The organism is Bartonella sp. HY761 (genome assembly GCF_026743145.1).
Classification (GTDB): Bacteria; Pseudomonadota; Alphaproteobacteria; order Rhizobiales; family Rhizobiaceae; genus HY038.
This window is the reverse complement of sequence record NZ_CP104887.1, coordinates 3,380,988-3,387,109: the sequence shown is the minus strand read 5'-3', so window position 1 is coordinate 3,387,109 and position 6,122 is coordinate 3,380,988. Positions and strand designations below refer to the sequence as shown.

General features: G+C 41.5%; 5 protein-coding genes and 1 tRNA gene. 2 read left to right on the top strand and 4 right to left on the bottom strand.

Features of this window, described 5'->3' with window-relative positions:
• Positions 1-597: 597 nt before the first annotated feature.
• The 3 genes from N6A79_RS14555 to rplU form a co-directional block, all read right to left on the bottom strand.
• Complete coding sequence (locus N6A79_RS14555) at positions 598-1,269, bottom strand: GNAT family N-acetyltransferase (RefSeq protein WP_182418319.1); 672 nt, start codon at positions 1,267-1,269, stop codon at positions 598-600.
• Between the two features lie 120 nt (positions 1,270-1,389).
• Positions 1,390-1,659: a 50S ribosomal protein L27 gene (rpmA, locus tag N6A79_RS14550; protein WP_182418318.1), complete on the bottom strand. Its 270-nt coding sequence runs from the start codon at positions 1,657-1,659 to the stop codon at positions 1,390-1,392.
• 135 nt (positions 1,660-1,794) lie between these two features.
• The gene (rplU, locus tag N6A79_RS14545; protein ID WP_182418317.1) at positions 1,795-2,109 is read right to left on the bottom strand and encodes a 50S ribosomal protein L21; all 315 of its coding nucleotides are present in this window, start codon (positions 2,107-2,109) and stop codon (positions 1,795-1,797) included.
• Between the two features lie 384 nt (positions 2,110-2,493).
• Between rplU and N6A79_RS14540 the strand changes: the two genes are divergently transcribed.
• Both N6A79_RS14540 and N6A79_RS14535 read left to right on the top strand, forming a co-directional pair.
• A tRNA-Ser gene (locus tag N6A79_RS14540) sits at positions 2,494-2,583 on the top strand.
• A 161-nt stretch (positions 2,584-2,744) separates the two neighbouring features.
• Complete coding sequence (locus N6A79_RS14535) at positions 2,745-3,047, top strand: hypothetical protein (RefSeq protein ID WP_182418316.1); 303 nt, start codon at positions 2,745-2,747, stop codon at positions 3,045-3,047.
• A gap of 123 nt (positions 3,048-3,170) precedes the next feature.
• Here the strand turns inward: N6A79_RS14535 and N6A79_RS14530 are convergent, their stop codons facing one another.
• Positions 3,171-6,116 (bottom strand): autotransporter outer membrane beta-barrel domain-containing protein, encoded by a 2,946-nt coding sequence (locus N6A79_RS14530; protein ID WP_268546487.1) that lies wholly within the window; start codon positions 6,114-6,116, stop codon positions 3,171-3,173.
• Positions 6,117-6,122: the final 6 nt, after the last annotated feature.

Below are 6,122 nucleotides of genomic sequence, written 5' to 3'. Positions count from 1 at the left end.
TAAAATTTTGAATTATCCAAGATGAGAATGTTAAAAAACTTAACAAAAACAAGGCAATATTGAATGGGTGTTGATAAGACTCACATTGTTATAAAGAGACTCATTTTAAGCCGATCAAGCTTGTGAATGAGTGAGTCTTTAAAAACAAGAATCAAAATTAGGTTATAAACATATATTTATATAAAAAATTAACCATTATCAAAATAACGCATAAAATTTACTACTAATTGGTGGCGCGATGGATCCACGTTTTTAGAAAATTTGTTAACCATTAAGGCAAAAGCTAAAAAATAAGGTGCTTATTTAAAAAAGCTGATCGTCTCTTTAGTCCCAAATGTTTCAGCCTAAAATTTTATATAACCAAGCCTTTGATTCTATCATTGAGTAGACCGTAATGCGATCCATAGAGTAATAAATACGGATTGGGCAGCCACAAAAATTGTTTTCACCAGAAACTTACATGAGACAAAGGGAGGTAAATGCAAAAACGCTTCACATCAAAAGATGCAAAGCGTTTTCAAAGATAAAATTTTTAAAAAACAAGTTTATGGTTTTTGCATAGCCGCTTATGTGGCGACGACAATACGTCCAATCCTATCAGGCAGCATTTTGCAATGTTTGGATGCGTGAAGAAGCAGCACCTTGTGCAATGCGGCGTTGCTCAATCCAATCCTCACGGCTTAAGCTGAAATTATCAGCTATTAATAATCCTGATACGATCGATTGTTGCTCACTAACACCTTCATAACGAAATCCTAATTTTTGGATAACTCGCCGCGAAGGGGTATTGGCAGCAAAACAGGTGACATAAATGCTATCAAGATCAGTTGCGCGAAAAATAGTATCGATTAATGCGTTAGTGGCTTCGCTTGCATAGCCCTTTTTCCAATAGGGTTCACCAAGCCAATAGCCGATCTCAACACCATTTGGATCGTCATGGCGTTCTCGAACGCTACAAGAGCCAATAAATTCGCCTGTATCACCCAACGTAATAGCATAGACACAATGGCCCATCTCGCCCGCAACCGCACGTAGAATAAAGTCGGCCGCATGTTTTCGCGTAAACGGATAAGGCATAGCGCTAAGCATTGCAGAGACACGGCGATTATTGGCGAGATCGGCAATGGCGTCCATGTCTTCAATATGGGGTAATCGCAATACCAATCGTTCAGTTACTAAAACAGGGCAATGTAACTGCCGCCGCCGCTCATTATTGCTGATGCCGTTATTACTTAACGGCTCATTATTATCCAAGGGGTCGTTGCTCATTATAACCTCCAGAGCAAAAGAAAAAAGGGAAAGATGGTGTCCCATCTTTCCCTTATATTTTGGTCTGGATTAACAGTACCGGGGTCCAATGGGACGCCGGACTGTTTTAAGAGCTCCGGCTTACTCTGCTGCTTCTGCCATTTTCACGACAGATACAAAGCTGCGGCCATTGGCTTTCGTACGGAACGAAACAGTGCCGTTAACAAGTGCAAAAATAGTGTGATCTTTACCAATGCCTACATTGTCGCCAGGGTGCCACTGGGTGCCACGTTGACGAAGAATGATATTGCCAGGAATGACAGATTCACCACCAAATTTTTTCACGCCGAGGCGTTTTGATTCTGAATCGCGACCGTTGCGTGACGAACCACCAGCTTTTTTGTGTGCCATAGGTGTTCTCCTAAAAACTTTATTGCTATTGCAAATAATTTAACATTTTGCTGAAATTTACTGCTGCCAGTTTTGGCGCATGTATCAGCGGTTTTAACTTTTATAAAAACCAGTGATGGTTTTTAAATCTTTTAATTAACCAGCAACAATCTCGGAAATGCGGATTGTTGTCAATTCTTGACGATGGCCACGTGTGCGCTTTGAATTTTGACGGCGACGCTTCTTAAAAGCGATAACCTTACGGGCACGGCCCTGCTCGACAACAGTTGCCTTAACCACAGCACCCTTAACAAAAGGAAGGCCGATCTTGGCATCTGCACCAACGCCAACCATCATGACATCGGTAAATTCTACAACGCTACCAGCTTCACCAGCAACTTTTTCTACTTTAAGGAGATCATTAGCAGCAACGCGATACTGCTTGCCTCCGGTCTTGATAACTGCAAACATTTATAAGCCTTTCATACACACCAGATCTCACTGCAATTATAAAACTTTCAAAAATGAAAGATTTCAAACATAAAGGCAATTGCCGTTATTTTAACAGTGGCTAGTCTTTTTATAGTTTGTATCCCATTTATAGCTTTAAGCTAAAACCATGCGACCAACTTGTTTTTCATCAAAATTGCACAAAATTTAAGGCATAGAATCCCAAACCCAATTCATGCAAGTTTTTCTATTGCTAATTTTTGCTGCAATGTCAAGATTTTTTGCTAAATTTGATAAAATAACACTTGTCAGCGATTAAATTCACAGCTATTAAGCCGCTTAGCATGATATGCACTATCTGTGCGCTTTTTTGTTTTTCAAACAGCAACTAGCAAGCGCATGATTGGAGAGGTGGCTGAGTGGTTGAAAGCACCGCACTCGAAATGCGGCATAGGGGCGACTCTATCGGGGGTTCAAATCCCTCCCTCTCCGCCAGTCATAGCAAGCTTCTTTAATTTCCCTAAGCTTTTGAGATATCTTTATTTTATAACTGAAAAGCAAATTTTTTCACCCAAAACCATTCCCATTCTTTTAAAATTGACTTTCTTATAGATTAGCCTAATTTTAAAACTTCATTTTTAACATTGGGGGATATTGTGAAGGATTTAAAAAAACAATTTGAGGAAGAACTGTTTGCTTTAGCTGAAAGAACATATGCTGAGACAAATTATAATCCAAAAAGATTCAAAAATTTGATAAAGGAACATGGTGGCGTAGGAACAGCCAAGAACTTATTGGGATCTAATAAGCAAGAAGAAGGTTATATCAAATTACTTCAACTGGGACGACTTGACCTCACCATGGAGTATTTTATTGTTAACACCCCTCAATATCATTCACTTTTCACAGAAAAAGAGTTGAAAAAGGCGTTGCAACTTTGTCCAAATGAAGACAAATAGACATATTTGGTTTCACGCCGCACCGAAGCTATATGCTGTCTTATAAAACAAGATTAATTCATAGCTATTTTAAAACAACGGCTGCCCAAGGCAGCCGTTTTCTTTTTATCATAAGTGCAAAAACTACCACTTTACTTTAAAGCCAACGCTGCCTTTTAGTGCATAGCTGTCTGAAAAATCTTGTAAGCTGGTTTTAACCGTACCTTCACCAAAAAGCGCATATTTATCATCATTCCAACTATAATTAGCACCAATAGTTACACCGCCCCAAGTGCGTTGATTGCGGTTTTCAAAGGCTTTGTCATTAAGCTTAACTTTTACACCATCGGCAAAATCTTGATAGATATTGGCAATTGCATAAATATTGCTTTTATTCTGGCTGCCATCTTGTTGTTTGATGATGGTTTCGCGTTCAAAACCAAGACCAATACGGGCGGTTAAGCTTTCGGCTTTATCCAATGATACATGCACATTATAAGGGCCGGTGAAATCATCAAAATCAACTGATGACCAACTTAACTGCGCTTGAGGCGTAATGATCCAACCATTATCTAAACCAAAACGGCGACCAGCTTCAATAGACAATGCATAGCCTGTGCCATCATTATCTGAGCGCAAGCCTTGTAAAATGTTTGAATCAAGGTCGCTATTATACCAATTCATCTTGGCAAGACCATCGACATAAAAACCGTTTTCGCCGATCCAAGTTAAATTAGCACCAAAACCATAGCCGTCAGTTTTAATCTTGCCATCACCTACATTGGCGTCAATTTTGGTGGAGCCATTGGTATAATTAACAAAAATGCCGCCAAGCAATTTGCCATTGCTATTTTCGCTGAGCAATAGATCAAGTCCAGCTTCCAACTTAACCATATTGGTCGAATGATCGGCACCGCTTGTACTGCGGCTAGGGTCAAATTTACTATGCCCACCTTCAACGCGGCCCCAAAATAATGAGCCAGCTTTGCCTGCCTCGGCTGTATTATTGGCAGCACTATATGGATCAAAGAAATAGCGACCACCAGCGCGTTCGCGATAGGTAGAAACAGCATTTAAATCTAGCAAGGCTTGGCCATAAGTTTCATAGACTGGCACAGCAGGCTGATAATGCGAGCGCAAATACCAATTGCCATCATTACCAGTAATACCGCCTCTATTATAAAGGGAATAGCCATAAATGCCGTGAATAATTGACTGCTTGCCCTCGGGAGTGATGTAGTCACCATTAGCAAGAGTGAAATGTGCATTTGATGCGCCATTAACTTCAATCAGTTTAATGCCATTTAAAGTTTCTGCGCCTTCGCCGCCAGTGCGCATAACACGCAATGCGGTTGTACCACTTGTGTCTCCAGTCACATGCAACATATCGGTAGCTGATTGATCGCCACCAAAGCTGGTTGCCATTTCAAGCACACTGCCCGCGCCGCCGTGATAGGAACCAACGGTTAATTGTTGCCCCGGCAATGGGCGATTAATTGAAGTAAGCGACAAGGTGCTATTATTGATCATTGCACCACTAAGGCGTGAATTGCCGGTAAAGATTAGCGAGCCGCCGTTAATAGTTGTTGTGCCGCTCCAGCTATTATCGCCATAGAGCTCGAGCATGCCCGTGCCATTTTTGGTAAATGAGCCTTGAGTTGTAATGCCTGTTGATGGCGCAACATAATCGCCAATATTATTGCCCCATGTATCATAGGCATTAAAGCCGCCCTTGGCGCCATCCATATTAATGGTAACAAGACCATTAAAAGCACCATAACCATCTGCTGCATCATAAAGGTTTAAACGTGCATAACCACTACCATTATCTAAAGCGTGGCCTGATTGAATTTCAGTTGTTGCCAAAACTTCGCGCAATTGTTCCTTGCTCATATAAGGAAAGCGGTTGGCAATTAAAACTTCCGCACCTTCTGGCACAACGGCATCAAGATTGGTGGCACCAACAGTTGGCAAACCGTAAGTTAAACGGTAGCGATAAACTTCCTTATCTTTAAGCGATTGGGCAAAGCCATCGGTGGTTTTGGTGCAAAGCGTAAGATCTCCTGCACAACCTTCATTTAAAAGATTACGCAAATCTTGCTGGGCTGCATCAAAAAGCGCCTTAAAATCTGATGGTAAGGCAAAACGACCGCCCAAAATACCAGGAACTTCGCTATTTAAATAATCTGGATTATTATTGAGCGCTTGCGTCAAAGCATAAAGCGTATGAATACGCGCACCAATCACGTCAAACGCATAATGCACGCCAAGCACGATACGGCTATTACCATATTCACTACCGCGCAGCATCATTTCCTTATAACGCTCTGGCACCATCATTGCCATGCTCATTGTTGTCACAAAACCAGTTGCCGAATGACCGCTAGGAAAAGCGGCATTATGGCTTACACCGGGAAAAATATTGGTTGCGGTATTAACTGGCTTGCCAAAATAATTAACGCCATCAAAAGCCACAACCCGGTCTGGCGCAACTTGCAATGGTCGGCTGTCACCAACGCTATTGGCATTTTCTGGCAATGGATTATAAGCAACATCATAGGTATTAAATATGCCATCACTTGGCATTGTGATGCCGGTTAGCGGGTGATCGGGATTACCATCATAACTACCATTGGCAAAATAATTTTTTGCCACGGCAGAATCGCCGCCAACTACAATCGCGCTCATTGCGCTCATATATTTGGAAAAATTTGGTGAAAAAGTCGTTACTTGAAAGCGCTCAGTAACGGAATTATTGTCCTTATAGACTTGTGCAAGCTGCGGCCCCAATGCATCTGCTGCTAAAAGACCATTATAAAGCGAGCCGACGAGATAGCCGGTTGTATCATCATAAATTGCCTGTTGGCGCTCTGCTGCTGTTGCCTGATTATTAATGCGCAACGTTGTTTCCAAGTTTTCACGCAAGGCATTGCGGCCAGCTTCGGTTGAATTTAGCTGACTAAAACCCATAAGCAATTCTGTCGCTTTGATATTTGTATTGGTTTGCGCTCGTGCTTGCACCCCTGCAATCGTCACTAAAGCCGAACTCAATAAAAGATAGGAAAAAAATTTCTGTGTCGTTTTTAGCATCAAAGC

Coding starts and splice junctions, on each gene's coding strand:
- N6A79_RS14555 (WP_182418319.1), bottom strand. CDS start 1,269: ATGAGCAACGACCCCTTGGATAATAATGAGCCGTTAAGTAATAACGGC.
- rpmA (WP_182418318.1), bottom strand. CDS start 1,659: ATGGCACACAAAAAAGCTGGTGGTTCGTCACGCAACGGTCGCGATTCA.
- rplU (WP_182418317.1), bottom strand. CDS start 2,109: ATGTTTGCAGTTATCAAGACCGGAGGCAAGCAGTATCGCGTTGCTGCT.
- N6A79_RS14530 (WP_268546487.1), bottom strand. CDS start 6,116: ATGCTAAAAACGACACAGAAATTTTTTTCCTATCTTTTATTGAGTTCG.